The 24,268-nt window shown below is 60.3% G+C and carries 20 protein-coding genes; 11 read left to right on the top strand and 9 right to left on the bottom strand.

Annotation, left to right across the window (positions count from 1 at the left end):
- Positions 1–217: 217 nt before the first annotated feature.
- Positions 218–979: a gamma-glutamyl-gamma-aminobutyrate hydrolase family protein gene (locus tag PSJE_RS27300; RefSeq protein ID WP_090456170.1), complete on the bottom strand. Its 762-nt coding sequence runs from the start codon at positions 977–979 to the stop codon at positions 218–220.
- Positions 980–1,263: 284 nt separating this feature from the next.
- Between PSJE_RS27300 and PSJE_RS27295 the strand changes: the two genes are divergently transcribed.
- The 4 genes from PSJE_RS27295 to PSJE_RS27280 all read left to right on the top strand — a co-directional run bounded on the left by PSJE_RS27295 (position 1,264) and on the right by PSJE_RS27280 (position 6,549).
- Positions 1,264–2,640 carry a glutamine synthetase family protein gene (locus PSJE_RS27295; protein WP_090456168.1) on the top strand — a complete coding sequence of 459 codons (1,377 nt, stop codon included), beginning with the start codon at positions 1,264–1,266 and terminating at the stop codon, positions 2,638–2,640.
- A gap of 184 nt (positions 2,641–2,824) precedes the next feature.
- Positions 2,825–4,315, top strand: coding sequence for an aldehyde dehydrogenase (locus PSJE_RS27290; RefSeq protein WP_090456165.1), 1,491 nt, complete (start codon positions 2,825–2,827; stop codon positions 4,313–4,315).
- Positions 4,316–4,366: 51 nt separating this feature from the next.
- Entirely contained in the window at positions 4,367–5,650 is a 1,284-nt protein-coding gene (locus PSJE_RS27285) for an NAD(P)/FAD-dependent oxidoreductase (RefSeq protein WP_090456163.1), read from the top strand.
- A 350-nt stretch (positions 5,651–6,000) separates the two neighbouring features.
- Positions 6,001–6,549: a cupin domain-containing protein gene (locus tag PSJE_RS27280; protein ID WP_007975263.1), complete on the top strand. Its 549-nt coding sequence runs from the start codon at positions 6,001–6,003 to the stop codon at positions 6,547–6,549.
- A gap of 128 nt (positions 6,550–6,677) precedes the next feature.
- On the opposite strand, the gene PSJE_RS27275 is transcribed toward PSJE_RS27280, so the two are convergent.
- Both PSJE_RS27275 and PSJE_RS27270 read right to left on the bottom strand, forming a co-directional pair.
- Entirely contained in the window at positions 6,678–7,385 is a 708-nt protein-coding gene (locus PSJE_RS27275) for a CatB-related O-acetyltransferase (protein WP_154863363.1), read from the bottom strand.
- Between the two features lie 212 nt (positions 7,386–7,597).
- Positions 7,598–7,891: a hypothetical protein gene (locus PSJE_RS27270; RefSeq protein WP_056727952.1), complete on the bottom strand. Its 294-nt coding sequence runs from the start codon at positions 7,889–7,891 to the stop codon at positions 7,598–7,600.
- 632 nt (positions 7,892–8,523) lie between these two features.
- Here PSJE_RS27270 and PSJE_RS27265 point away from each other — a divergent pair.
- Positions 8,524–9,327 (top strand): hypothetical protein, encoded by an 804-nt coding sequence (locus PSJE_RS27265; protein WP_090456161.1) that lies wholly within the window; start codon positions 8,524–8,526, stop codon positions 9,325–9,327.
- A gap of 33 nt (positions 9,328–9,360) precedes the next feature.
- On the opposite strand, the gene PSJE_RS27260 is transcribed toward PSJE_RS27265, so the two are convergent.
- Complete coding sequence (locus tag PSJE_RS27260; protein WP_090456159.1) at positions 9,361–10,098, bottom strand: hypothetical protein; 738 nt, start codon at positions 10,096–10,098, stop codon at positions 9,361–9,363.
- Positions 10,099–10,288: 190 nt separating this feature from the next.
- Positions 10,289–10,525 (bottom strand): hypothetical protein, encoded by a 237-nt coding sequence (locus PSJE_RS27255; protein WP_090456158.1) that lies wholly within the window; start codon positions 10,523–10,525, stop codon positions 10,289–10,291.
- A gap of 341 nt (positions 10,526–10,866) precedes the next feature.
- Here PSJE_RS27255 and PSJE_RS27250 point away from each other — a divergent pair, with 341 nt between their 5' ends.
- The 3 genes from PSJE_RS27250 (at position 10,867) to PSJE_RS27240 (ending at position 14,125) form a co-directional block, all read left to right on the top strand.
- On the top strand, positions 10,867–11,313 hold the full coding sequence (locus PSJE_RS27250; RefSeq protein ID WP_090456156.1) for an anti-virulence regulator CigR family protein: 447 nt from the start codon (positions 10,867–10,869) through the stop codon (positions 11,311–11,313).
- Between the two features lie 117 nt (positions 11,314–11,430).
- A complete protein-coding gene (locus tag PSJE_RS31460; protein WP_191622236.1) occupies positions 11,431–11,934 on the top strand; it encodes a hypothetical protein in 504 nt (167 codons plus the stop codon).
- Between the two features lie 271 nt (positions 11,935–12,205).
- Positions 12,206–14,125 (top strand): tyrosine-protein phosphatase, encoded by a 1,920-nt coding sequence (locus PSJE_RS27240; protein ID WP_090456154.1) that lies wholly within the window; start codon positions 12,206–12,208, stop codon positions 14,123–14,125.
- A gap of 248 nt (positions 14,126–14,373) precedes the next feature.
- Here PSJE_RS27240 and PSJE_RS27235 read toward each other — a convergent pair whose 3' ends face one another.
- Both PSJE_RS27235 and PSJE_RS27230 read right to left on the bottom strand, forming a co-directional pair.
- On the bottom strand, positions 14,374–15,321 hold the full coding sequence (locus PSJE_RS27235; protein ID WP_224795428.1) for a helix-turn-helix transcriptional regulator: 948 nt from the start codon (positions 15,319–15,321) through the stop codon (positions 14,374–14,376).
- Positions 15,322–15,601: 280 nt separating this feature from the next.
- Entirely contained in the window at positions 15,602–16,054 is a 453-nt protein-coding gene (locus tag PSJE_RS27230; RefSeq protein ID WP_090456151.1) for a hypothetical protein, read from the bottom strand.
- Positions 16,055–16,436: 382 nt separating this feature from the next.
- On the opposite strand from PSJE_RS27230, the gene PSJE_RS27225 reads away from it, so the two are divergent.
- Positions 16,437–18,158 carry a SulP family inorganic anion transporter gene (locus PSJE_RS27225; protein WP_090456149.1) on the top strand — a complete coding sequence of 574 codons (1,722 nt, stop codon included), beginning with the start codon at positions 16,437–16,439 and terminating at the stop codon, positions 18,156–18,158.
- A 58-nt stretch (positions 18,159–18,216) separates the two neighbouring features.
- Positions 18,217–19,035 (top strand): polyphosphate kinase 2, encoded by an 819-nt coding sequence (gene ppk2 / locus PSJE_RS27220; RefSeq protein ID WP_090456147.1) that lies wholly within the window; start codon positions 18,217–18,219, stop codon positions 19,033–19,035.
- A gap of 49 nt (positions 19,036–19,084) precedes the next feature.
- Here the strand turns inward: ppk2 and speF are convergent, their stop codons facing one another.
- On the bottom strand, positions 19,085–21,268 hold the full coding sequence (gene speF, locus PSJE_RS27215; RefSeq protein WP_090456145.1) for an ornithine decarboxylase SpeF: 2,184 nt from the start codon (positions 21,266–21,268) through the stop codon (positions 19,085–19,087).
- A 442-nt stretch (positions 21,269–21,710) separates the two neighbouring features.
- Here speF and PSJE_RS27210 point away from each other — a divergent pair, with 442 nt between their 5' ends.
- Positions 21,711–22,493, top strand: coding sequence for a DeoR/GlpR family DNA-binding transcription regulator (locus tag PSJE_RS27210; protein ID WP_090456143.1), 783 nt, complete (start codon positions 21,711–21,713; stop codon positions 22,491–22,493).
- Between the two features lie 171 nt (positions 22,494–22,664).
- Here PSJE_RS27210 and PSJE_RS27205 read toward each other — a convergent pair whose 3' ends face one another.
- Positions 22,665–23,948 (bottom strand): NAD(P)/FAD-dependent oxidoreductase, encoded by a 1,284-nt coding sequence (locus PSJE_RS27205; RefSeq protein ID WP_090456142.1) that lies wholly within the window; start codon positions 23,946–23,948, stop codon positions 22,665–22,667.
- Between the last annotated feature and the right edge of the window lie 320 nt (positions 23,949–24,268).

The raw sequence follows: 24,268 nt of genomic DNA, 5'->3' as shown, positions 1-24,268 counted from the left end.
ACCTGACACATCGCTATCGCGAGCAAGCTCGCTCCCACAGGGATTTGCGTTTGCTGATCGAACTCACCCATACCGCTCGGGTTTATTCGGCGCCGCCATCCTGGCTGCCTTTCGTACTTGTTGTTATTGCAGTGTGTTGTTGTCGCGGGTGACGGGCGCGCAAAGGCACGCCCGCCTGACCCACGGGGGCAGAAAATCGTTTGTTCGTGTTTTTACGTCAGCTCGAGTGACGCAGTGCCGCCCGTTGCCGGCAGGCTTCGCCGAACGCCTGGAAAATACTCAAATAAGGAGGGTTGTTCAGCACTTGCCATTCCGGGTGCCATTGCACGCCGAGGGCAAAGGCCTTGCTGTGCTCGACGGAGATCGCTTCGATCAGGCCATCGGGCGCGACGGCTTCGGCGCGCAGGCCGGGCGCGAGGCGGTCGATGCCCTGGCTGTGAATCGAGTTCACCTGGAACACCGCAGGCAGTTCCAGCGCTTCGAACACACCGCCGGGCTGCACATTCACCTCATGGGCGGGTGCGTATTGCACGGCCAGGTCCGGATGGTCGGCCTCGCGATGGTCGAGCAAGCCAGGCAGCTCATGGACCTTCTGATGCAGGCTGCCACCGAACGCCACGTTCATTTCCTGGAAACCACGGCAGATGCCGAGCACCGGCACGCCCGCTGCAATAGCAGCGCGGATCAGGGGAAGGGTGGTGGCATCCCGCGCCGGATCATGATCCGTGCCGGGGGCGCTGTCGGGGCCTTGATAGTGGAAGGGTTCCACGTTCGACGGCGAGCCGGTCAGCAACAGACCGTCGAGCTGCGGCAGCAGGTCATCGATTTCGGTCAGGTCGCCTAAGGAAGGAATAACGACAGGCAGCCCCCGCGCCGCAACGCTGACAGCACGCAAGTACTTGTCACCGCTGATGTGGTAGGGGTGCAGGCCAATCTGTTTGACGCACGCAGTAACGCCGATCAATGGCTTGAGTGCCATTTTTATCACCTCGAAGTTTCACACTTGAACGAGCTTTTCCGGAGCTTAGCCTTGTTGATTTTAATTAACAACTCTCATGTAAAAAATTCTAAACGCCGCACGTCCGATCTTCAGGGTTTACGCGTGTTTGAGGGCGTATCTGGCACTCTCGTCCCCCTGAAAGGCCCGAAAATAAACGTTGAAAGGCCAGGTGTTCGCTATTGACTTCACTTTGCCTTTCGGATTGACTGGGCTCGTGAAAGGGCGGTGAACATAATAATTAACAGTAAAAAAATAGGTGCATCATGTCGGTCCCTCTGCGTGCCGTTCAACTCAACGAAGCAAACGCATTCCTTAAGAAACATCCTGAGGTTTTGTACGTCGACCTTCTGATTGCGGATATGAACGGTGTGGTGCGCGGCAAGCGCATCGAGCGCACCAGTCTTCATAAGGTTTACGAGAAAGGCATCAACCTGCCGGCCTCTCTGTTTGCTCTGGACATCAATGGTTCCACGGTGGAAAGCACCGGCCTGGGTCTGGACATCGGCGATGCCGACCGGATCTGCTACCCGATCCCCGGCACCCTCAGCATCGAGCCATGGCAGAAGCGCCCGACCGCGCAACTGTTGATGACCATGCACGAAATCGAAGGCGAGCCATTCTTCGCCGACCCGCGTGAAGTGCTGGCCAATATCGTGCGCAAGTTCGACGACATGGGCCTGACCATCTGCGCCGCGTTCGAACTGGAGTTCTACCTGATCGACCAGGACAACGTGAACGGTCGTCCGCAATCGCCACGTTCGCCGGTGTCCGGCAAGCGTCCGATGTCGACCCAGGTGTACCTGATCGACGACCTCGACGAATACGTCGATTGCCTGCAAGACATCCTCGAAGGCGCGAAAGAGCAGGGCATCCCGGCTGACGCCATCGTCAAGGAAAGCGCCCCGGCGCAATTCGAAGTCAACCTGCATCACGTGGCTGACCCGATCAAGGCCTGCGACTACGCGGTCCTGCTCAAGCGTCTGGTGAAGAACATCGCCTACGACCACGAGATGGACACCACCTTCATGGCCAAGCCGTATCCGGGCCAGGCAGGTAACGGTCTGCACGTGCACATTTCGATTCTCGACAAAGAAGGCAACAACATCTTTGCCAGCGAGGATCCCGAGCAGAACGCCGCGCTGCGACACGCGATCGGCGGTGTGCTCGAGACCCTGCCGGCGCAGATGGCGTTCCTTTGCCCGAACGTCAACTCGTACCGTCGTTTCGGTGCACAGTTCTATGTACCGAACTCGCCGAGCTGGGGCATCGATAACCGCACCGTGGCCGTGCGTGTACCGACCGGCTCCAAGGACGCCGTGCGCATCGAGCATCGTGTAGCCGGTGCCGACGCCAACCCGTACCTGCTGATGGCATCGGTATTGGCCGGTGTTCACCACGGTCTGACCAACCAGATCGAACCGGGCGCCCCGGTGGAAGGCAACAGCTACGAGCAGAACGAGCAGAGCCTGCCGAACAACCTGCGCGACGCACTGCGCGAGCTGGACGACAGCGAAGTCATGGCGCGCTACATCGACCCGATGTACATCGACGTGTTCGTGGCGTGCAAGGAAAGCGAGCTGGCCGAGTTCGAGAACTCCATCTCCGACCTTGAGTACAACTGGTACTTGCACACCGTCTGACGGCGTTGGCGGCACACACAAATCCTGTGTGCACCGCCAAACCCTGTGGGAGCGAGCTTGCTCGCGATGAGGCCATCACATTCAACATGGATGGCGTCTGACCCACCGCTATCGCGAGCAAGCTCGCTCCCACAGGGATTGCGGTTCTTTTCAGATTCTTATTCCCCTGCGTCGAGTCACAACCATGACAAACACTCGCAGCGATTGGGAGCAGCGCTTCCAGTCCCTAACCATCGAAGGTCGCGCATTCATTGACGGCCAATACTGCGCGGCCGCCAGCGGCGCGACGTTCGAATGCATCAGCCCCGTGGACGGTCGTTTCCTGGCGAACGTCGCCAGCACCGACGAAGCCGACGCCAATGCAGCGGTCGCCGTGGCGCGCCGCACCTTCGAATCCGGCGTGTGGGCCAACCTGGCCCCGGCCGAGCGCAAGCGCATCCTGATCCGTTTCGCCGACCTGATCCTGGCGAACCAGGAAGAACTGGCCCTGCTCGAAACCCTCGACATGGGCAAGCCGATCAGCGACTCCATGAGCATCGACATTCCGGCGACCGCCAACGCGATCCGCTGGACCGCCGAAGCCATCGACAAGATCTACGACGAAGTCGCCGCCACGCCCCAGGATCAACTGGGCCTGGTGACCCGCGAAGCGGCCGGCGTGGTAGCGGCCATCGTGCCGTGGAACTTCCCGCTGATCATGGCCAGCTGGAAATTCGCCCCGGCTCTGGCGATGGGCAACTCGTTCATCCTCAAGCCTTCGGAAAAGTCCCCGCTGACCGCGATCCGCATCGCGCAGCTGGCGCTGGATGCCGGCATCCCGAAAGGTGTGTTCAACGTCCTGCCGGGCTACGGCCACACCGTTGGCAAGGCGCTGGCGTTGCACATGGACGTCGACGTGCTGGCCTTCACCGGCTCCACGGCGATTGCCAAGCAGCTGATGGTCTACGCCGGGCAGAGCAACATGAAACGCGTCTGGGCCGAAGCCGGGGGCAAGAGCCCGAACGTGGTGTTCGCCGACGCGCCGGATCTACGCGCGGCAGCACAGGCGGCGGCCAGTGGCATCGCCTTCAACCAGGGTGAAGTCTGCACTGCCGGTTCTCGCTTGCTGGTGGAGCGTTCGATTCGCGAGCAGTTCATTCCATTGTTGGTGGAAGCCCTGCAAGCCTGGAAACCGGGCCACGCCCTCGACCCTGCGACTACCGTCGGCGCGGTCGTCGACCAGCGTCAACTGGACAACGTACTGCGCTACATCGGCATCGGCAAAGAGCAGGGCGCCGAACTGATCGCCGGCGGCAGCCGCACCCTCGAAGACACCGGTGGCCTGTACGTGGAACCGGCGATTTTCGACGGCGTGACCAACGCCATGACCATCGCCCGGGAAGAAATCTTCGGCCCGGTGCTGTCGGTCATCACCTTCGACACCTTCGATGAAGCCCTGGCGATTGCCAACGACAGCATCTTCGGCCTGGCCGCCGGTGTATGGACCAGCAACCTGAGCAAGGCCCACACCTTCGCCCGTGGCCTGCGTGCCGGCAGCGTCTGGGTCAACCAGTACGACGGCGGCGACATGACCGCGCCGTTCGGCGGGTTCAAGCAGTCGGGTAATGGTCGGGACAAATCGCTGCACGCGTTCGACAAGTACACCGAACTCAAGGCGACCTGGATCAAGCTCTGATAACAATAAAGCGACGGTCGCCGGCTCTGTCGGCGGCCATCGGAGAACTGTATGAAACAAGCACATGTAAACAGCTACTACGCCGCCACTCGCAACTTCACCGGTGATTTCCCAGTGCTGGAAGGGGCGGTGGACTGCGACGTCTGCGTGATCGGCGCCGGCTACACCGGCCTGTCCTCGGCCCTGTTCCTCGCCGAAGCGGGCTACAGCGTGACCGTGCTCGAAGCGGCCAAAGTCGGCTTCGGCGCCAGCGGTCGCAACGGCGGCCAACTGGTCAACTCCTATAGCCGCGACGTCGACGTCATCGAAGAACGCTACGGCGACAAGACTGCCGAAGTCCTCGGCAGCATGATCTTCGAAGGCGCCGACATCATCCGTCAGCGCATACAGCACTACGACATCCAGTGCGACTACCGCCCCGGCGGCATCTTCGCGGCGATGAACAAAAAGCAACTCAAGGGTCTGGCCGAACAGAAGAAGAGCTGGGAACGTTACGGCAACAAGAACCTGAAAATGCTCGACGCGGCCGACATCAAGCGCGAAATCGGTTCCGATGCCTATGTCGGCGGCCTGCTGGACATGCAGGGCGGCCACATTCACCCGCTGAACCTGGCCCTGGGCGAGGCCTCGGCCATCATCGGCCTGGGCGGCAAGATCTACGAGCAATCGGCGGCGGTGGAAATCACCTACGGCGAGCCCATCACCGTGCACACCGCCAAAGGCGTGGTGAAGGCCAAGTACCTGCTGATCGCCGGTAACGCCTACCTGCCGCAGGGCCTGGACAACCGCGTAACCAGCAAGAGCATGCCGTGCGGTTCGCAGATCGTCGTCACCGAGCCGTTGTCTGAAAAGCAGGCCCGAAGCCTGATCACCAACAACTACTGCGTGGAAGACTGCAACTACCTGCTCGACTACTACCGCCTGACCGCCGACAACCGCCTGCTGTACGGCGGCGGCGTGGTCTACGGTGCACGCGAGCCGGACGACATCGAACAACTGATCCGCCCGAAGATCCTCAAGACCTTCCCGCAATTGAAGGACGTGAAGATCGACTACCGCTGGACCGGCAACTTCCTGCTGACCATGTCGCGCATGCCGCAATTCGGCCGTATCGAGAAAAACGCCTACTACATGCAGGGCTACAGCGGCCACGGCGTCACCTGTTCGCACCTGGCCGGCAAACTGATCTCGGAAATGATCCGTGGCGACGCTGAGCGCTTCGATGCGTTTGCCTCGCTGCCGCACATGCCGATGATCGGCGGGCGTACCTTCTCGGCGCCGTTGACCGCCCTCGGCGCGGTGTACTACTCGCTGCGTGACCGTTTCGGGATCTAGGTTTTACCTCACCGGCGGCTGCCCCAAAAAGGTGCCGCCGGTTTTTTATTTCAGCAACACAGCAAATCCCCCTGTGGGAGCGAGCTTGCTCGCGATAGCGGTCTGACATTCGACATTGATGTTGACTGACCCGCCGCCATCGCGAGCAAGCTCGCTCCCACAGGTCTTGTGTCTTGACTCAGAATTATCATCAACAGGTTCTTTTTTTCAGCCGTTTATCGAACCTGCTGAGCATTACGAACAAACGTGATTTAATAGCCGCCTTTCACGTTTCCGGGACCGGAAAACGGCGTGATCCGCGCCCGCACTCCACCCCCATTACCCTTAAGCGGTACGCACATAAGGCTGTCATGGACACGGGCTCACGACTCAAATTAGTACGCGAAAGCTACAAACTGTCCCAGCGCGAGCTGGCCCGGCGTAGCGGCGTCACCAATGCAACCATCTCCCTGATCGAACAGAATCGGGTCAGTCCTTCCGTCAGCTCCCTGAAGAAATTGCTGGAGGGCATCCCCATGTCCCTGGCCGACTTCTTCACCTTCGATCAGCCGCCGCGCGAACACCAGTACGTCTTCCGCGCCAACGAACAGCCCGACCTCGGCCGCCATGGCCTGCGCCTGCTGCTGATCGGCGCATCTGTGCCAAGCCGGCAGATGCGCTTGCTGCGCGAGCAATACGCACCGGGCGCAAGCTCGGGCGAAGAGCCGATCGTGCATTCCGAAGGCGAGGAGTGTGGGTTGGTGACCCGGGGTACCGTGGAGTTGACCGTGGATGGCCAGGTGAGTGTGCTCAACGCCGGGGACGGCTATTACTTCCCGACGACCTTGCCGCACCGGTTTCGCAATATCGGGGCGGATGAGGCGGAAATCATCAGCGCCAACACACCGGCGAACTTCTGATAACCGCTTTTTGGGCAGGGATCATCAGGATCCAGCCGTTAAAACCCGCCTCTGATGCGGGTTTTTTTATAATTTGAATCTGGTTTGGCCGGGCATCTTGAATGTGCAGTGTTGGTCATTTCCAATGCTCAAGACGAAATACTGCACCCTTTGCGGGTTATTTCGATCTGTTGGTAGTCGGCGCGCGTTTCTTTCTGCAGGGTGGCCAACAGAGATAAAGTGGCTTGCGGATCATTGAGCGGTAATGTCTTGAGTACCTCGACATCAACATCCCACCACTTGCTGTCGATCAGCGCTTCAATCAACTCGGGTGTGTGCCGATACTTGACAACTTTTGCCGGGGTGCCGGCAACAATGGCGTACGGTGGCACGTCATGGGCAACCAGGGCGCGGGTTGCGATGACAGCGCCGGTGCCTATGGTCACGCCTTCCAGGATCATCGCGCTATGGCCGATCCAGACGTCATGCCCAATCGTGATGTCCGCAACCTCCGGGTCGTAAACCAGCGCCGTGTCGGTATATTGAAAGGGATGTGAACTGAGCCAGTCCAACGGATGCGAGCTCTTTTGTTGGCCGATAAAACAGCTGCTGCCAATGGAGCAAAACCTGCCAATGGATGAGACTGCCGAAAGGACGCAGTCACTGCGGATATAAGTATGCGCACCAATTTCCAGCTTTTTTGACTCTATGACCACATGCCCAAGCGTCACGCCTTCTTCTATGGTCACCGTCGATCTTTTGTGCAGCGACAATAAACCGCCCGCCACTTTGCATTTGTGTTTGCGGATCCATCTTTTCCAGTAACTATTTCGCAAGTAACTAATTATTGTTTTCATGAACAGCTGTCTTGGATATCCGTTATAGGGCATGGCCTGGCCCCATGAGCCAACGGCCGAGTCTAAATGAATCGGCCGGGGGGAGATGAACTTTTTAGACGCTACTCAAAAACGGTTTTAGCGCGTTTCAGTTTGCTGATGGCTGCTGTAGACAACTGAACGGTGGCCATTGAAAACCCGCAGAAGTGCGGGTTTTTTGTGCGTGAACAATGTCACTGCTTCTTCGGCCCCTCAAATCCCCGCTGCTCAATCACCCCAAACACATCCCGCACATCCTGAAGCAGAATCCGCGAAATGTTGGTGACGGTGTTGATGTCGTTTTCGGCGTAGTCGGGGAGGCTGGTGCAGGCCATGAGGTTGAGGTATTGCAGGACGGCGTTCAGGCGTTCGGCGGCGCAGTTGTGGAGCTCGCGCAGCGGGGCGTCGCTGTCGATGAGGAGGACGGGGTAGCTGGTGGCGATTTGTTTCATGGGGGTGAAGCGGCGAGGCGGGTTTTGCATTGTCATAAGGTAGAACTCTTCAAAGGATCATGAAGTGCCACCTTTTGCTGCGAAACAAATGGGTGGCAGCTATGTGCGGGTTCGCAGACCGGAGAAGAGTGAAACCGGCAGACCCGAAGGTCTCCCACACACAGCCGCCATAAAACGAAACGGCGGCAAATTTTGCCACAGTTGTCATTTAGCTGTGTTCCATCTTCTACAGGGCTGCGAAACCCTGTCGCCAATTCAAGTCAGCGACGGGCGCACATTAGGTGTCGATCTCCAGTGCTGCAACCGGCCTGTAGGACGCCAAATGACCCCTGTGGCGAGGGAGCTTGCTCCCGTTCGGCGGCTCTGCCGCCGTAAAACCGGGCACTGCGATGGGTCTGAGGAAATGAGTTGCAAAGGATCAGGGCCGCTTCGCAGCCCAGCGGGAGCGAGCTCCCTCGCCACAAAGGGACAAGTCCTACAAATTTTCCAGACGTCAAGATTGAACGTTCGTCGGATGGCGGGTTGCTACCATCGCAATTGCCTGCCGATATCAACACGGCTGCTACGCTTGGTCGTTGCAGTGCCCGAGTTCCATTCCTGCTCACGCTGCAAGGGTAATCACGGAGTGCGACATCCATTCCTGTCGGCAACCTGCACGGAGGCAGGCGATGGCGATCAAAAGCATGGCCGATTCGACTGCGGCGGGGAGTCCCGAGCCGCTCGATCGGGAAGAAATCGAGCGGGTGCTGGCGCTGTTGCTGGTCAGCCCGTTGTTTGCCAAGTCCAGGCGCATGGGCAGTCTGTTGCGCTTTCTGGTCGAGCACGACCTTCAGGCGTGCAACACGCCGCTGACCGAACACGCCATCGGCATCGCGGTGTTCCGTCGTGACCCGGCAGTGTATTGCACGGGCGACGATCCGGTGGTGCGAGTGCAGGTGGGGCGCTTGCGGCGCAAGCTCGCAGCGCATTACGCCGGCAACGGCCAGCAGGACCCGGTGCGCTTCAGCATTCCACCCGGGTGTTATCGCTTGACCTACCAGCGGCTGCGGCCCAAGGGCGTCGGCACTCGCCATCCTGTGGTCCAGATCCAGCCGTTTACCTGCCTTACCCGCGATGGCGATGACTTTACCCGGGGTTTGTGCGAGGAGTTGAGCTGCCGACTGTTCGAGTCGTTCGAGCAGGCGCAGACCGGGACCAATCATGTGTTGATGCGGGTGGCACGCAACAGCGAGCCGGTACCGGACTTCAAGCGCGGCGGGCGTTACAGCTATTGCCTGGAGGGCAGCGTGCGGGTCGAGCCTTCGCGGGTGCGAGCGTCATTGCGTCTGGTGGATGTGGCGCAGGGGCGGATTCGCTGGTCGGCGCAGTTCGATCGTGATCGACCCCATGGCATCGCCACCCAGGAGGACCTCGCGCAGTCGATCTGTCGTTCGCTGACGGGCTACTTCGCCGCGGCGGGCAAAGAGGAGTGAAAGGGCAACCGCAAGGTTGCCCTGGCATGACGGTTACACGGTTTTCCACTGACCGCCTTCGTAAAGGCGACCTGCGGTGTTATCGAACGTCAAGTCGATTTCGATCGCCTTGGAGCGTGAGGTACTGAACATGGTGCTGGTCTGTACGTTCTGTTCGAACCACACGAGGATGGTTTCCACCGGCGTCAGCACGGTTTCACCGGTAACCACCTGATCCACCGCAACGTAAATGGGGGTGCTGACCTGATTGCCATCAATACCGGTAGATAACTGGTTGATACCCGGATGGATGGGGGCGTAGTCGTTTACAAAGGTCATGGAAATGTTCGGTCCCCCGGTAACCGCCGAACTCAGCAGACCGTGCTCATCGAGTGTCGATGTTTGCCCCAGGCCGATATTGACGATGTTGGTCGAGACTTTGACCTGCACATTTGCCTTGAACAGGTTGGACGCAAACAGCTGATATTGAGGCGTCCAGCTGAACTCGTTGTTGCTCAGGTAAGCGTCATAGGACTGCCAGACCACGTTGTAGTCGGCGTCACCCACCTTCTTGGCGAAGCACAGCTTGTAGCCGGACTTCTTGAGCTGCGCCAGGTCGCCGGCGGCGATTTCGATGGTGACGGTTTTTTGCGAAGCCGCCAGGGCCGACCTCAGTACCCGGCCGTAATCCGCCGCTTTCAGTTGCGTTGCACCCATGATCGACTTGACGGCTTCTTGCACATCATTGTGAAGCTGCTGGCTCTTTTGGCTGACAGCGATTGATTTGCTCATGGTTTCCCTCTTCCTTGGTGGTGTGTTGGGCAAACAATGGGCTGCTGGCGCTTGGCGCTGCAGTCCATTGACGGCTTCACTCTAGGGGCGAGGGGCAGGGCGGCTAAGTGTCTTGGTGTTACAAGCGGGTATCGGGGGTGTATCAGGGGCCGGGTCAGCGGGGCAGCCGATCGGCCGCCCCGCCTTGACCTCAGGCGGCCCGGGCATCGGCCCAGACGAAGTTCCAGCTGGTGCGTTTGCCCTTGGCGATCTCGATCAGCTTGTTCTCGTACACCGTATGATTGACCACGCCGGTGTAGGTCAGGGTGCGGGCGGCATTGGTCCCGGTGACCTCGCCCGGCTTGCCGCCCGACTCGACCATGGCTTTTTTCATGTCGGCATCCGACGGGGCGCTGCTCTGGTTTTTTTCCACTTTGACGAAACTCATGATTCACCTCTTCCGTGATGGGGGGATCGGTGCCAACGCGGGCCGACAAGTCGACGACCCAGTTCCACACCGACGGCCATACTCTATTGGCCAGTTCGGCGGCGCAGAAGTGACAACTGCGGCGCTGAGGTAACAATCGGGAAACAGCGCCACGCATTGAAGTATCTGCGACGTATCAAGCGTGGATTCACATCGAAGAACGTTGCGGCGAATGCCCGGACGTGAAACCTGGCTTCGAGCGGATGAGCGCAGACGGTTCATGGCTCTGTGACTCGATGGAACCAACTACGTCAATAGCGTCTAAATTTCAGGGAACATTTCCCACCACGAAGGAGTGACTCATGTTCAGGTCTCGATCTTTGATTGCAGCAATCACCTGTTTGACCCTGATCAGCGGCTCGGCGACGGCGCTGGCTGATCCCGGTAACGGCCAAGGTGGCGGGAAGGTCAACCATGGCAACCAGGGCAGTCATGGCAACAAGAACAAGAATTCCGGCGGCGGGGACTGGAGCAATGGCCCGAGCATCAACCGCAGCAGCGTGCTCCAGATCATTGGCGTGAACACGGGCTACTGGAGCCCCGGGCCTGATTTGCCACCGGGCATTCAAAAGAACCTTGCCCGTGGCAAGCCGCTTCCACCCGGCATCGCCAAAAAACTGGATGGCCGGCTGGTCGGCAGGCTGCCCCACTACGATGGCTACGAATGGCAGCAAGTCGGTACGGACCTGATCCTGGTTGCGCTGGCCACCGGGCTTGTCTATGAAATTCTCGACGGTGCGTTTGATTAACGTGTGGAAGGTCTTCCCGTTGACTGAGGGTGCTCCAGCCGTCTGTCGTGGCACTTGAACTGTTCCAGGGATATCGCGTCATACGTCACGCGATATCAACCTCCTACGGAAGCAATCATGCTTTTTAAAAACAAGAGTCTCGTTGCTGTAATGTCATGCGCCATGATGCTTGCAGCCGCTCCGTTACTCCCTGATGGCCTGTCGATCATGGGTTCCGCATACGCGAAGGATGGCGGTGGCGGTGGAAACGGTGGCGGCGGCGGTGGCGGAAATGGCGGTGGTAATGGCGGTGGTAATGGCGGCGGAAACGGCGCAGGCCACGGCGGCGGTATGGGGGGCGGACACGCCGGTACAGGCCACTCCGGCAGTAACGGCCGCGGCAACGGGCTGAACAGCGACCATGCCGGCAAATCCGTGCGCGACCATGGCCTGAGCGGGAACCACTACGGTAGTGAGCGCAACGATGATAACGGTCATGGCACCACGACCTCAGGCATCGCCCATTCCAAAGATACTCGCGGCATCTCCAAAGCCAGGGCTATTTCGGCCTCGACGCCGGGTGAGCACAACACCAAGGGCTTGAGTAAAGCCGGGCAGTCGACTTCGAAAAAAACCCATTGAGTTCGCGGCGACAGATCAGTTTCTGAAAAGCAAAAAACCCGCTGGAAGGCGGGTTTTTTTATACCTGGAAATTGACCCCCGGCCACCACACACCTCGTTCCCCGCCAGGCACATCACTCACAACCAGCCCCCCAGCGGGCATTACACGGACAGAAAACGAGCCGCCGGGACATATCGCGCAGTGATTTGCGTTCGTGGGCGATTTGTCATGTTCAACGCCATTTCATTGTAGATATTAGTCAGCCCAACGCGATTTCAATGAGGCTGCACTGTGTTCCAACGACTTGTGTGTTCGCTGTCTGTTTTGAGCCTGTCCATCGCTGCCGCCCAGGCGGCCGAGACTGTCCCCCTCAACACTCCTCGCCTGAAGAGCATCGATAACATGCGCGATGTCGCCGGTCTCACCACCGCGTATTCCACGGCCAATGACGGCACGATGCGTGGCGGGGTGTTTTACCGCTCCAACGCGCTGACGCCGTCGGCGGCGGATCTGGCAACCCTCAACGGTATGGGCATCAAGGCGGTCTACGACCTGCGCACGCCAACCGAAATCGCCGCCACGCCCGACACGATGCCCACGGGTGCGACGTACACCAACATCGACATCATCGGTGGCTCCACGTCGGGTGCGAACATCACCAACGTTGCGTTCCACAGCGCCGCCGAAGCCACCGCCATGATGCAGGACACCAACCGTGATTTCGTCCGCAACCCGGGGATGCGCAGCGAGTTCAACCAGCTGTTCAATGAGCTGGCCACGGTCGACGGCGCCGCGCTGTTCCATTGCACCGCCGGCAAGGACCGTACGGGCTGGACCGCCGCTGTGCTGCAAAGTATCGCCGGGGTCGACGATGCCACCATCATGAGCAACTACCTGGCGACCAACGACTACACCGCTGCGCGTATCCAGGCGACCCTGGCGGCGCTGCCACCGAGCCTGGCGACCATCTATGGGCCGCTGATCGGTGTGGAGGCCAGTTATCTGCAAGCCGGCCTGGACGAGGTGACTGCGCAGTACGGCACGATGGATAACTACCTCAAGCAAGGCCTCGGCCTGTCCCAGGAAACCATCTACGTGCTGCGCGGCAAGATGGTGTTCTACAACAGCCTGCCTGGCGCAGCGGACCTGGCCGGCAACGCTGCGGCCGGCGCGCAGTTGTTGCAACAACTGCAGAACAGCAACCTGTCGGGCACCTACAGCGCCTACAACTACTACCTGCAGTCGGCCATCGATGCCCGCAGCCTCGGGGGCGTGGAGTCCACCGTCGGCGGTCAGGTGCACGCCGACGCCGCGAGCTACCTGCTGCGTCAGGGCGCGATGATCGAACAGGCCGCCGCGCCGTTCACCAGCGGCATCGACCTCAAGGCCGGGCAATATCGCCTGTGGAGCACCGCCCTGGCGGGGTACCTGGGCACGGATGGTTCGTCCCAGGCCTCCAGCAGCAACGAGCATAGCCAGGGCATGATGATTGGCCTGACCCAGCGCTTTTCCGAACAGCTCAGCGCCCATGCCGGCTTCGGCTACAGCAGCGGCAATGTCGGTGGTGCTGGTGGCGAGGCCGATACCGACCTGACCTTCTTCAGCGTCGGCGCACGCTTTGCGCCGAACGGTCTGGAACGTGGCCTGTTTGTGGATGCCAATGCCAGTGCCGGCTATCTCGATTACGAGAGCAAGCGAGAACTCGGCGGCGGTCTGGGCACGGCCAGGGGCGACAGCCATGGCAACCTCACCGGCGCGACCCTGGCGCTCGGTTACCGTGTGCCGGTGAACGGCGTGACCCTCGAACCGAGCCTCGGCGTGCGGGTCAGCCACGTCAACCTGTCGGGCTTCCAGGAAAAGGGCAGCGAACTGGCCCTGGACGTCGACGGCATCCACGAGACCCGCACGAGCGCGGTGGCCAACCTCAACGCATCCTTTGCACCTGTCAGCCTCGGTGCCTGGCAAGTGGTGCCGGGTGTGCAAGTGGGCTACGAGCATGTGTTGGGCGACCATGAAGTCGACAGCGAAGGGCAACTGCTGGGCCTGGACATCGAACAGCAAGCCGCCTTCGACAACCGTGACCAGTTCACTGGTGGCGTCAACGTCATGGCCAACCTTGGTCCGTGGAGCGTAGGGGCGCAAGTCGGCGCCAGTGGTGGCGGCGACAGCCACGGCTTCAATGGCGGCCTGAAGGCCAGTTATCTGTTCTGACGATCAGATCAAACAATCTGTGGGATCGAGCTTGCTCGCGAAGGCGGACTAGCAGCCGACGAAGAGGGTGGCTGACATACCGCCATCGCGAGCAAGCTCGCTCCCACAGTGGTTTTTTGTCGTACGCGGGATTTGTGTTCGACACCGATCAATGGTGGGAGCGAGCTTGCTCGCGAAGAGGCCGTGTCAGTCGACATGGATGTTGAATGTCACTACGCCATCGCGAGCAAGCTCGCTCCCACACATCCTCAATTGGTCGCCATGGGTCGCGTTCGCAGCCCCTTTCTCACGTCTGCGGGACTGATGCCGTAGGCACTCTGGAAATACTGGCAAAACCGGCCGACATTGCTGAAGCCGTGTTGCAAGGCCACGTCCGTGACCGAAGGCGACACACCCTGGGACAGCGCGGCAAAGGCGCGCTCCAGGCGTACCTGGCGCTGATAGGCGACGATCGAGGTGCCCATGAAACGCTGAAAACCCTCCTGCAATGCGCGCAGGCTGACGTTGGTCAATTGCGCCAGTTCGGTACCGCTGGACAGTCGGTCGGGATGCGCCTGAATGTACTCGACGGCCAGCTTCACATGTCGCGGCGCTATCAGTGGGGAGGGGCGCTGAAGGGCCTCGGTGAAGTTGTGCGGCCAGGTTTCGAGCACCGCGTCGACCAGCATTTCGCGAAGGCGTGAGGGCATCAGCGAGCCCGTATTGATCAGCAGGTCGAACTCGGTTCCGGTGGCCAGGTCCACCAGCGCCTTGATGCCCTGCAAGGCGGGTACGCTCAGATCCACCACGGGCTCAAAACAGATTTTTTGCAGGATCGGCTTGCCGAGCAACATCGACAGTCGTTCGGTGATCAGCGCCCGGCTGATCGAAATCCCGTGCTGCGCATGATTGTCGACAAAGCGCGCCGAGCGGACCTCGGCCTTGTCGATGGCCAGGCCGATCTGGGCGAAGCCAACCGACTCGGTGACGTGGTTGAAGATGATCTTGCCGGCGGTGGGAATGACGAACGTGATTTCATCAAGGGGGGCGGGAAATGCTACCGTGAAGTCACCGTGAAAGTGCATGCGACGAAAGCTGACACCTTCGTGTCTGCCGTAGACCCCGCCGATGCTGATGCTTTTTGGCGGCGGCGCAGAGTCGGAGTAAAGGTTGCCGAACAGGTTCAAGAACAACGCGCCAAAGTCGTCACAGCTCATGTCGTTGGACCTGATGATGATTTGCTTGCGCGTCGTGCTTGAGTACACCTGTAGTGTCACCTTGAGCGGTTGGGCAAAGCCCGGTACGGGGAGCTGCCGATCGGAGTTCGAACGGATGCGGTTCGGGAAAGCGCTAGGACGTTATCAGTGACTAATGACAGGTTTGTTACCGGTTGTTGCCACTGTCGCCGCCGGCTCCGTTCACCCGACGCCACCGCTCGCACCGCACAACGGGTGGCACGAGCGGTACCGGGGCGTGGGCGGCCTGCAATGGCCGCGGCTATTTCACCGGTTCTGTTGCCTTGATATCCCCGCAAAAAATATCGACGTTGCCATCGGTCGAAGCCGTTCGCACGACCACCGAATACTTGCCGTCAAGCAGGGTTTGCAACGGCACAGGCGCGGTTCTGGTAAAAGACCAGCCGCGTACGGGTTGGCGTTCGGTGTTGACGGTGTCGTTCATCGCGTAGGCGACTGACCCGGGTTGCTGGCAGGTGCCGTTATTGATGAAAGAGTAAAGACGCAGGGGCAGCGTAACCCCCATTGGAGCACCGCTGATGAAGAAACTGAGCCCCGTTTTCTTGTCCCAGTCGGTCAAGGTGACGGTGCCGATCTGACCGGCGTTTTGCCGGGTGGCGACCAGGTTAACGTTCACGCCGTGGGTCGAAGAAGTAGTGCAGCCGAAAAGGCTTGCCGCAACCACGAGTGCTGCCAGTGAGGTTTTGAGCTTCATTGCCAAACTCCTGAGTTGAAGAACTGCAATGGGGAGAATTAGCGGGTATAGCTCATTTATCGCTTTCATGACGTCGTCCATACGAGGCTTCCACTTTCAGGAAGGACGTGTTGGAGGTATTCGGGCTCAATCAACGAATCCCTTCATCGCCCCGCAAACCGGCTACATTTGTAATCTACCGAGCCCGATTGCCCGGACGTTTGCCGGTGTATTCAACCCATGCCCCACCCTTGGAATTTCCTCAACCTGAGCTGATTGCCCGCCGGCACACGCGCTTCGATGCCTTTGAGGGTTTGCAATGGTTGCGCGTGCAGTTAAAGGATTGTGCGGTCTGTCGAGCCCACTCATCATCCGCATGGAAGATTTGCCACTGGAGTGACCGATGAATCAACAAGGCAGCCATCCGCAAGAGCGGATTCCAGGCACTCCACAGCGGAGAACCTTGCGCAGCCTGTTGATCCCGGAGTGGCTCGGCAGCTACCGGCCAGACTGGCTGCGCAGCGATGTGGTCGCCGGGCTGACGGCAGCGGCCGTGGTCATTCCCAAGGCGCTGGCGTACGCCACCATTGCCGGCCTGCCGGTGCAGGTCGGGCTGTACACGGCGCTGGTACCGATGGTGATCTATGCCGTGCTCGGCACGTCGCGCCCGCTTAGCGTCAGCACCACGACCACCCTGGCCATTCTTGCCGGCTCCGCGTTGGGCCAGATCAGCCCCGATGGCGATGCGGCGACCTTGCTCGCCGGTTCCGCCACGCTGGCCCTGATGGTGGGTGCGATCCTGATTGTCGCGGGGTTGCTGCGCCTGGGTTTCGTCGCCAATTTCATTTCCGAGCCGGTACTGGTGGGTTTCAAGGCCGGCATCGGCGTGGTCATCGTGCTCGACCAATTGCCCAAGCTGTTGGGCACGCACATCGACAAAGGCGGCTTCCTGCACAATCTGGTGGCCACGGTCCAGAGCGTCGGCCATGCCTCGCTGCCGACCGTGGCGGTCGGTGTGTTCATGGTCCTGCTGCTGGTGGGCATGAAGCGTTTTACGCCCCGGCTGCCCGCACCTTTGATTGCGGTGGCGCTTGGCATCATCGGCATGAGCCTGTTTGGCCTGGAGCGCTTTGGTGTGTCCGCCGTGGGCGTGGTGCCGATCGGATTGCCCGCACCGACCCTGCCGGTTTGGTCGATGGCCGAAACCCTGTGGTCCTCGGCGATGGGTATCGCGCTGATGAGTTTCACCGAAACCATCGCGGCGGGGCGCGCTTTCGCCCGCAGTGACGAGCCCGCGCCACAACCGAATCGGGAACTGCTGGCCACAGGCGTTGCCAACATCGGTGGCGCGTTTCTCGGGGCCATGGTCGCCGGTGGCGGGACCACCCAGACGGCAGTGAACCGCCTGGCCGGCGCCCGTTCGCAACTGGCGGCACTGGTCACCGCCGCACTGGCGCTGGGCACTTGCCTGCTGCTGGCACCGCTCATTGGCCTGATGCCCAACGCCACGCTCGCCGCCGTAGTGATCGTGTATTCGGTGGGCCTGATCGAACCGGCGCAATTTCGCGAAATCCTGTCGGTTCGCCGTACCGAATTTGCCTGGGCCGTGGTGGCCATGATCGGCGTGATGCTGCTGGGCACGCTGCAAGGGATCGTCGTGGCGATTATCGTCTCGTTGCTGGCCCTGGCCTACCAGGTCTCCGACCCGCCCGTGCACGTACTTGGACGCAAGCCCGGTACCAACGTCTATCGTCCGCAGGCCACCGACAACGAAGACGACGAACACTTTGACGGATTGCTGTTGCTCAGGCCCGAAGGACGGGTGTTCTTCGCCAATGCCGAGCGCATCGCCGACAAGATCCGGCCGCTGATTGACGTGGCGAATCCCAAGGTTGTGGTCCTGGACCTGCGCAGTGTGTTCGACCTGGAATACACCGCGCTGAAAATGCTCACCGGCGCGGAGCAGCGCATGAGTGAGAAAGGCATTTCACTGTGGCTGGTGGGCATGAGTCCGGGCGTATGGGACATGGTCATCAAGGCACCCTTGGGCCATACGCTGGGCGAGGCCCGGATGTTCTTGAACCTGGAACAGGCTGTTGAACATTACCAGCGCAGCCGACGCTGAATGAACGCGGCCGGGCGCGTTCCGGACGCTATGTGACGCATTGAAGGAGGTAACGGGCATGGCAAAGAAGAAGGCGGCAACCAAAAGCAAACCGGTCGAAAGCGGCAAGCTCAAGAACAAGGATTATCTCGAGGAACTGGCGCGGCTGCATGTCGAGATGGTCAAGCTGCAGGAGTGGGTGCAGCACTCGGGCGCCAAGGTCTGCATTGTCTTTGAGGGCCGTGATGGCGCCGGCAAGGGCGGGACAATCAAGGCGTTGACCGAACGGGTCAGTCCGCGGGTGTTCCGGGTGATGGCGCTGCCGGCACCGACCGAGCGGGAAAAAAGCCAGATGTATGTACAACGTTATCTGCCGCACCTGCCGGCGGCCGGTGAAGTGGTGATCTTCGATCGCAGCTGGTACAACCGCGCCGGTGTCGAGCGGGTCATGGGGTTCTGCAGCGACGAGCAGGTGCACACCTTTCTCACCGGGGTGCCGCGCGTCGAGCAGGCACTGGTCGAATCGGGAATCATCCTGATCAAATACTGGCTTGAAGTGAGCCAGGAGGAGCAGACCCGACGCCTCAAGTCGCGTATCACCGACGGGCGCAAGATCTGGAAGCTGTCACCCATGGACCTCAAGTCCTATAACCGCTGGTACGACTACTCCCGTGCCCGGGACGACATGTTCAAATTCACCGACACCGAATTCGCCCCGTGGCGGGTCGCCAACTCGAATGACAAGCGACGGGCGCGACTGAACATCATCAGTGATGTGCTGAACAGTATTCCTTATGAAGAAATACCGCGGGCAAAAGTGAAACTGCCAAAACGCCAAAGTCCCGGAAACTATCGGGATCCGAACTATCCGTTCAAGTACATCCCGGAAAAATTCTGATCGATGCATTGGGCAGGAGCCGGCCCACGCCAGCTCCTGCTGCATGCCATCAGGCCTTGATCACGTACCCATACGCCCGGGTACGACCGCCTTCCTGCTTCAGGTACACACCCTGCAGCTCCGGCGTGAAGCCGGGCAAGCGGTTGATGCCTTCTTCCAGGGCCAGGAAGTACTTGAGCACCGCGCCGCCCCAGATTTCACCCGGCACCACGCACAGCACCCCCGGCGGATAAGGCAACGCACCCTCGGCCGCAATGCGCCCGTCGGCATCCGCCAACGCCACCAGTTCGACGTTGCCGCGGATGTACTCGATTTGCGCTTGCTGCGGGTTCATGGCCTTTTTCGGGAAGTGTTCCTTGCGGAACATGTCCTTCTGCAACTGCTGCACATTGTGGTGGCGGTACAGGTCGTGCATTTCCTGGCAGAGCTGGCGAATGGTGTAGTTGCGATAGCGCTCCTGATGCTGCGCGTAGATGGCCGGCAGCACCCGGCTCATCGGTGCGTCATCGCTGATGAAGCGCTCGAAGCGGGCGATCTGCGCGGCCAGGTGGGTCATCTTCGCCCAGTCTTCGGCCGGGGTGAGCAGGAACAGGATGGAGTTGAGGTCGCATTTTTCCGGAACGATGCCGTTCTCGCGCAGGAAGTTGGCCAGGATGCCGGCGTGAATACCGAAGTCGGTGTAGCTGCCATCCACCGGGTCGATGCCCGGCGTGGTGAACAGCAACTTGCACGGGTCGATGAAGTACTGCTTCTCGGCGTAGCCGGCAAAGGCGTGCCAGCGGTCCTTGGGATGGAACTCGAAGAAGCGGATGTCATTGGCAATGTCTTCGGTTGGATAGTCTTCCCAGGCGCGCCCTTCAATGGTATCCGGCACGAACGGGCGGACCATGGTGCAGGCTTCGAGGATCAACTTGCGCGCTTCGATGCCGAACTTCACGCAGTCTTCCCACAGGCGCAGGCCGCTGCGGCCCGAGTGAATGCGCGCATTCACATCCAGCGAAGCGAACAGCGGGTAGAAGGGGCTGGTGGACGCCTGGGCCATGAACGCGTTGTTGAGCCGGTGATGGTTGCAATAGCGCGCCTGGCCTTTGATGTGGCGGTCCTTCTTGTGCACCTGGGAGGCCTGGGAAAAACCGGCCTGCTGTTTGTGCACCGACTGGGTGACGAAGATGCCCGGGTCGTTCTCGTTGAGGTCGAGCAACAGCGGCGAGCAGTCTTTCATCATCGGGATGAACTGCTCGTAGCCGACCCACGCCGAGTCGAACAGGATGTAGTCACACAGCTTGCCGATGCGGTCGACGACTTGCCGGGCGTTGTAGACGGTGCCGTCATAGGTGCCCAGTTGAATGATCGCCAGGCGGAACGGCCGTGGCAGTTGCGCCTTGTCCGGGGCGACTTCGGCGATCAGTTCGCGCAGATAGTCTTCGTCGAAACAGTGGGCGTCGATGCCGCCGATGAAGCCGTAGGGGTTGCGCGCGGTTTCCAGATACACCGGCGTGGCGCCGGCCTGCAACAGCGCGCCCTGGTGGTTGGATTTGTGGTTGTTGCGGTCGAACAGCACCAGATCGCCGGGGGTCAACAGGGCGTTGGTCACCACCTTGTTCGACGCCGAGGTGCCGTTGAGCACGAAGTAGGTCTTGTCGGCGTTGAACACCTGCGCGGCGTGTTTCTGCGCCAGCAGCGCCGGGCCTTCGTGGATCAGCAGGTCGCCGAGCTTGACGTCGGCGTTGCACATGTCGGCGCGAAACAGCGTCTCGCCGAAGAAATCGAAAAACTGTCGCCCCGCCGGATGCTTGCGAAAGAACTGGCCGCCCTGGTGACCGGGGCAGGCAAAGGTTGCGTTGGCCGCCTCGGTGTACCGTTTGAGCGAATCGAAGAAGGGCGGCAGCAGGCTTTCTTCATAGGCTTTGGCCGCTGTCTCCAGTTGGTTGCCATGGTATTCGACGTTACTGGGGGACAGGTCGAAGATGCCGTTCACCTGCAGCAGCACGTCATTGAGGTGTTTGTAGACCTCCCGGGGGCGGGTGCTGGTGCCGGGGGACGGCACCAGGAAAATCGGCACATCAAAACCGGTGCGCTGAATGACGTCCAACGCTCCAGCCAACACATCATTGACCGACACCACGGCCACGGCGACGTCGGTGAAGTCGGTTTGACTGAGCGGGACTACCTCCCGGGCGTTCAGGAAACATTCGGAGGCGCCATCACTGGCGGCGATTTTCAGAGCTTTCATGGGTGGTGTCTCCTGGCGGGCACTCAATTGTCCGCAGCTTTTTTAGAGATCAACTTCCGGAGGAGTCTTCCAGTTCCCCTGATCGGAAATCGTGTCACCACTGGTTATAGAGCATATTTCTGATCTGTCAGGCGTTTTACCGCGACCTTGCACAACTTGACGTCTCACGACCTGTCGGTCAGGCGTGTACCAGCGCAATCGTGAACGAGACCACGATCATGCACGCAAAAGCAAAATTGATATTCATGAGGTTTCCATCCGAAACATGAGTGACGGCGCTATCTTGAACAGGTCACAGCAAAATAAAAAATTCGGCGTAATGATTTGAAAGATCGAAAAAAATGATACTTGGAGGTGTTTGCCCGGCCGCCCGTTTGTGTTTGTCCCGTGCTTTGGCTAATCTCGCCGAAGAGCGCAATTTCACGCATAAGCGGGCAAAAACATGCACGACAACCATTCCGCTGCCGAACTTCCATCCGTACGCCGGCAAAAAATCCTGTTGATCCTCGAACGAGACGGCAAGGTCATGGCCTCGGAGTTGAGCCAGCATTTCGCGGTGTCCGAAGACACCATCCGCCGGGATCTGGCGGAACTGGCCAGTGTCGGCCTGGTGCAGCGGGTGCATGGCGGGGCGTTGCCGCGTCCCAAGGACACGGGCAAGGACTATTTCACCCGGATCAGTGAAACCGATGAGGTGAAAACCCATCTGGCGCAACTGGCTGCGCGACGGGTGCAAGACGGTCAGATCGTGGTGTTCGACTCCGGCACTACCACCTTGCAGATCGCGCGTTCGCTGCCGGCGGACATCGCCATTACCGCGATCACCGCGTCGCCGATGACCGCCATCACCTTGTCCGAATACAAAGGCATCAAGGTGATTCTGGCGGGCGGCCAGCTCAACCCGGCGACGATGTCGGCCAGCGGCCACGAAACCCTGCGGCTGCTGGCGGGCATCAAGGCCGATCTACTGTTTACCGGGGTTTGCGCGATTCATCCGCAGGTGGGCTTGAGCTCACTGCATTTTGATGAGGTGCCGGTGAAACAGGCGATGCTCGACTGTGCCTCTCACGTGATTGCCGTCACCACGGCGGACAAACTCGGGGCGGTGGAACCCTTTGTCGTCGCGCCTTGCAACCGCGTGCACACGCTGATCACCGAACGGCATGTGGCGTCTGGCAATGTTGAAGATTACCGGGCGCTGGGGATCGAGGTGGTGCAGGCTTGAGTGGGTCTTTGTGGGAGCGAGCTTGCTCGCGATGGCGTACTTTCAGCCGACATCACTGCTGAATGAGACACCGCCATCGCGAGCAGGCTCGCTCCTACAGGAATCGATGTCGACCACAAATCTCCAGGCCAGCACAAACAACATCCATGTTGAATGTATTGGCCAGTAACCTCAGCGCAGTCGCTCAAGCATCTGGTAGTACCACATGCCGGCGGCGAGCATCGGGTTGCCGAGCAGGTCGCCCATGGGCACGCGGATGTGCTGGCAGGCGGCGAAGGTGTCGAACTGTTCCAGTTTTCCTGTGATCGCACGGCCCATGATTTCGCCCATGATATGGGTGGTGGCGATGCCGTGGCCGGAGTAGCCCTGGCAATACCAGACGTTGTCCGACAGCTTGCCCAGTTGTGGGATGCGGTTGATCACGATGCCCATCGCGCAGCTCCACTGGTAATCGATGGCCACGCCTTTGAGCGCCGGGAAGGTCTGCTCGATGCACGGACGCAGCTCGGCGGCGATGTCCCGCGAATCCTTGCCGCTGTAGTTGGCGCCGCCCCCGAACAACAGGCGACCGTCAGCGGTGAGGCGGTAGTAATCGAGCACGAAGCGGCAGTCATAGACCGCCAGGTCTTCGGGGTTGATCTGTCTGGCCAGATCGCCCAGCGGCGCAGTGGTGACGATGCCGCCCATGGCCGGAAAAATCTTGCCCTTGAGCTTGCCCGGTTCCAGCTTGTGGTAGACGTCGCCGGCCAGCAGCACCTGGTTGGCGTCGATGTATCCGTGGGCGGTGCGCACTCCAGGCGTGTCCCCATGGATGATCTCCAGCACTTCGCTGTTCTCGAAGATCAACGCACCGAGGCTTTCGGCTGCGCGGGCCTCGCCGATGCACAGGTTGAGCGGGTGCAGGTGCATGTTGCGGGTGTTCTTGATCGCGCCGTGGTAGAGGTCGCTTTGCAGCAGATCGCGCACCTGGTTGCGGTCGAGCAGGCTGACCTCGTCGCCCATGCCACGGTGCACCGCCTCTTCGTAATCCTTGCGCAAGCCGGCCATGTGCGCGGGTTTGTATGCGGCGTGCAGGTGGCCGTGCTTGAGGTCGCAGGCGATGCCGTATTTTTCCACGCGCTGCCGGATGATCTGGTGCCCGCGCCAGCGCAGGTTCCAGATGAAATCATCGACTTCATCACCAATGGTGCGGCGCATCTGTTTGCGCATGGCTTCATCGCCCGACAGGCTGCCGGTGACCTGGCCGCCATTGCGCCCGGTGGCGCCCCAGCCGATCTTGTGGCTTTCGACGATGGCGACCTTCAGGCCTTTTTCCGCCAGCTCGACGGCGGTGGCCACGCCGGTGAAGCCGCCGCCGATGATCACCACGTCAACCCGGTGCCGGCCTTGCAGCGTCGGGTAATCGGTGTCCTGGTTGAGGGTGGCGGTGTAGTAGGAATTGCAACGTTGAGTCATGGCGGTGTCCACACGAAATTGAAAGAAACTCAATGCCTGTCAGTCAAAGTGCGCAACCTGTGGGAGCGAGCCTGCTCGCGATAGCGGAGTGTTATTGACGTTGATGTCGAATGACACTCCGCTATCGCGAGCAAGCTCGCTCCCACAGGGATTGCATACGCTGAGCAAACGCAGGGATAGCGAAGGAGGGGGCTCGCCGATCAGGCGAGCAGGGCGCTATCCGGCGGACGTGCGGAGTGACGCAGTTTGGAGCGGCGCAGGGCCATGGGCAGGTTGACGATGCGCTTCATGCAATGCCGTCCACGGCCAGCAGCGAGGTG

Origin of the sequence: Pseudomonas jessenii (assembly GCF_002236115.1) — a bacterium.
GTDB classification, from domain to species: domain Bacteria; phylum Pseudomonadota; class Gammaproteobacteria; order Pseudomonadales; family Pseudomonadaceae; genus Aquipseudomonas; species Aquipseudomonas jessenii.
Note: the sequence above shows the minus strand (reverse complement) of the source record. Positions and strands in the feature narration are given on the sequence as shown.

Coding starts and splice junctions, on each gene's coding strand:
- PSJE_RS27285 (WP_090456163.1), top strand. CDS start 4,367: ATGAAACAAGCACATGTAAACAGCTACTACGCCGCCACTCGCAACTTC.
- PSJE_RS27255 (WP_090456158.1), bottom strand. CDS start 10,525: ATGAGTTTCGTCAAAGTGGAAAAAAACCAGAGCAGCGCCCCGTCGGAT.
- PSJE_RS27290 (WP_090456165.1), top strand. CDS start 2,825: ATGACAAACACTCGCAGCGATTGGGAGCAGCGCTTCCAGTCCCTAACC.
- PSJE_RS27250 (WP_090456156.1), top strand. CDS start 10,867: ATGTTCAGGTCTCGATCTTTGATTGCAGCAATCACCTGTTTGACCCTG.
- PSJE_RS27280 (WP_007975263.1), top strand. CDS start 6,001: ATGGACACGGGCTCACGACTCAAATTAGTACGCGAAAGCTACAAACTG.
- PSJE_RS27300 (WP_090456170.1), bottom strand. CDS start 979: ATGGCACTCAAGCCATTGATCGGCGTTACTGCGTGCGTCAAACAGATT.
- PSJE_RS27260 (WP_090456159.1), bottom strand. CDS start 10,098: ATGAGCAAATCAATCGCTGTCAGCCAAAAGAGCCAGCAGCTTCACAAT.
- speF (WP_090456145.1), bottom strand. CDS start 21,268: ATGAAAGCTCTGAAAATCGCCGCCAGTGATGGCGCCTCCGAATGTTTC.
- PSJE_RS27235 (WP_224795428.1), bottom strand. CDS start 15,321: ATGAGCTGTGACGACTTTGGCGCGTTGTTCTTGAACCTGTTCGGCAAC.
- PSJE_RS27210 (WP_090456143.1), top strand. CDS start 21,711: ATGCACGACAACCATTCCGCTGCCGAACTTCCATCCGTACGCCGGCAA.
- PSJE_RS27205 (WP_090456142.1), bottom strand. CDS start 23,948: ATGACTCAACGTTGCAATTCCTACTACACCGCCACCCTCAACCAGGAC.
- PSJE_RS27225 (WP_090456149.1), top strand. CDS start 16,437: ATGAATCAACAAGGCAGCCATCCGCAAGAGCGGATTCCAGGCACTCCA.
- PSJE_RS27270 (WP_056727952.1), bottom strand. CDS start 7,891: ATGACAATGCAAAACCCGCCTCGCCGCTTCACCCCCATGAAACAAATC.
- PSJE_RS27265 (WP_090456161.1), top strand. CDS start 8,524: ATGGCGATCAAAAGCATGGCCGATTCGACTGCGGCGGGGAGTCCCGAG.
- PSJE_RS31460 (WP_191622236.1), top strand. CDS start 11,431: ATGCTTTTTAAAAACAAGAGTCTCGTTGCTGTAATGTCATGCGCCATG.
- PSJE_RS27295 (WP_090456168.1), top strand. CDS start 1,264: ATGTCGGTCCCTCTGCGTGCCGTTCAACTCAACGAAGCAAACGCATTC.
- ppk2 (WP_090456147.1), top strand. CDS start 18,217: ATGGCAAAGAAGAAGGCGGCAACCAAAAGCAAACCGGTCGAAAGCGGC.
- PSJE_RS27230 (WP_090456151.1), bottom strand. CDS start 16,054: ATGAAGCTCAAAACCTCACTGGCAGCACTCGTGGTTGCGGCAAGCCTT.
- PSJE_RS27275 (WP_154863363.1), bottom strand. CDS start 7,385: ATGAAAACAATAATTAGTTACTTGCGAAATAGTTACTGGAAAAGATGG.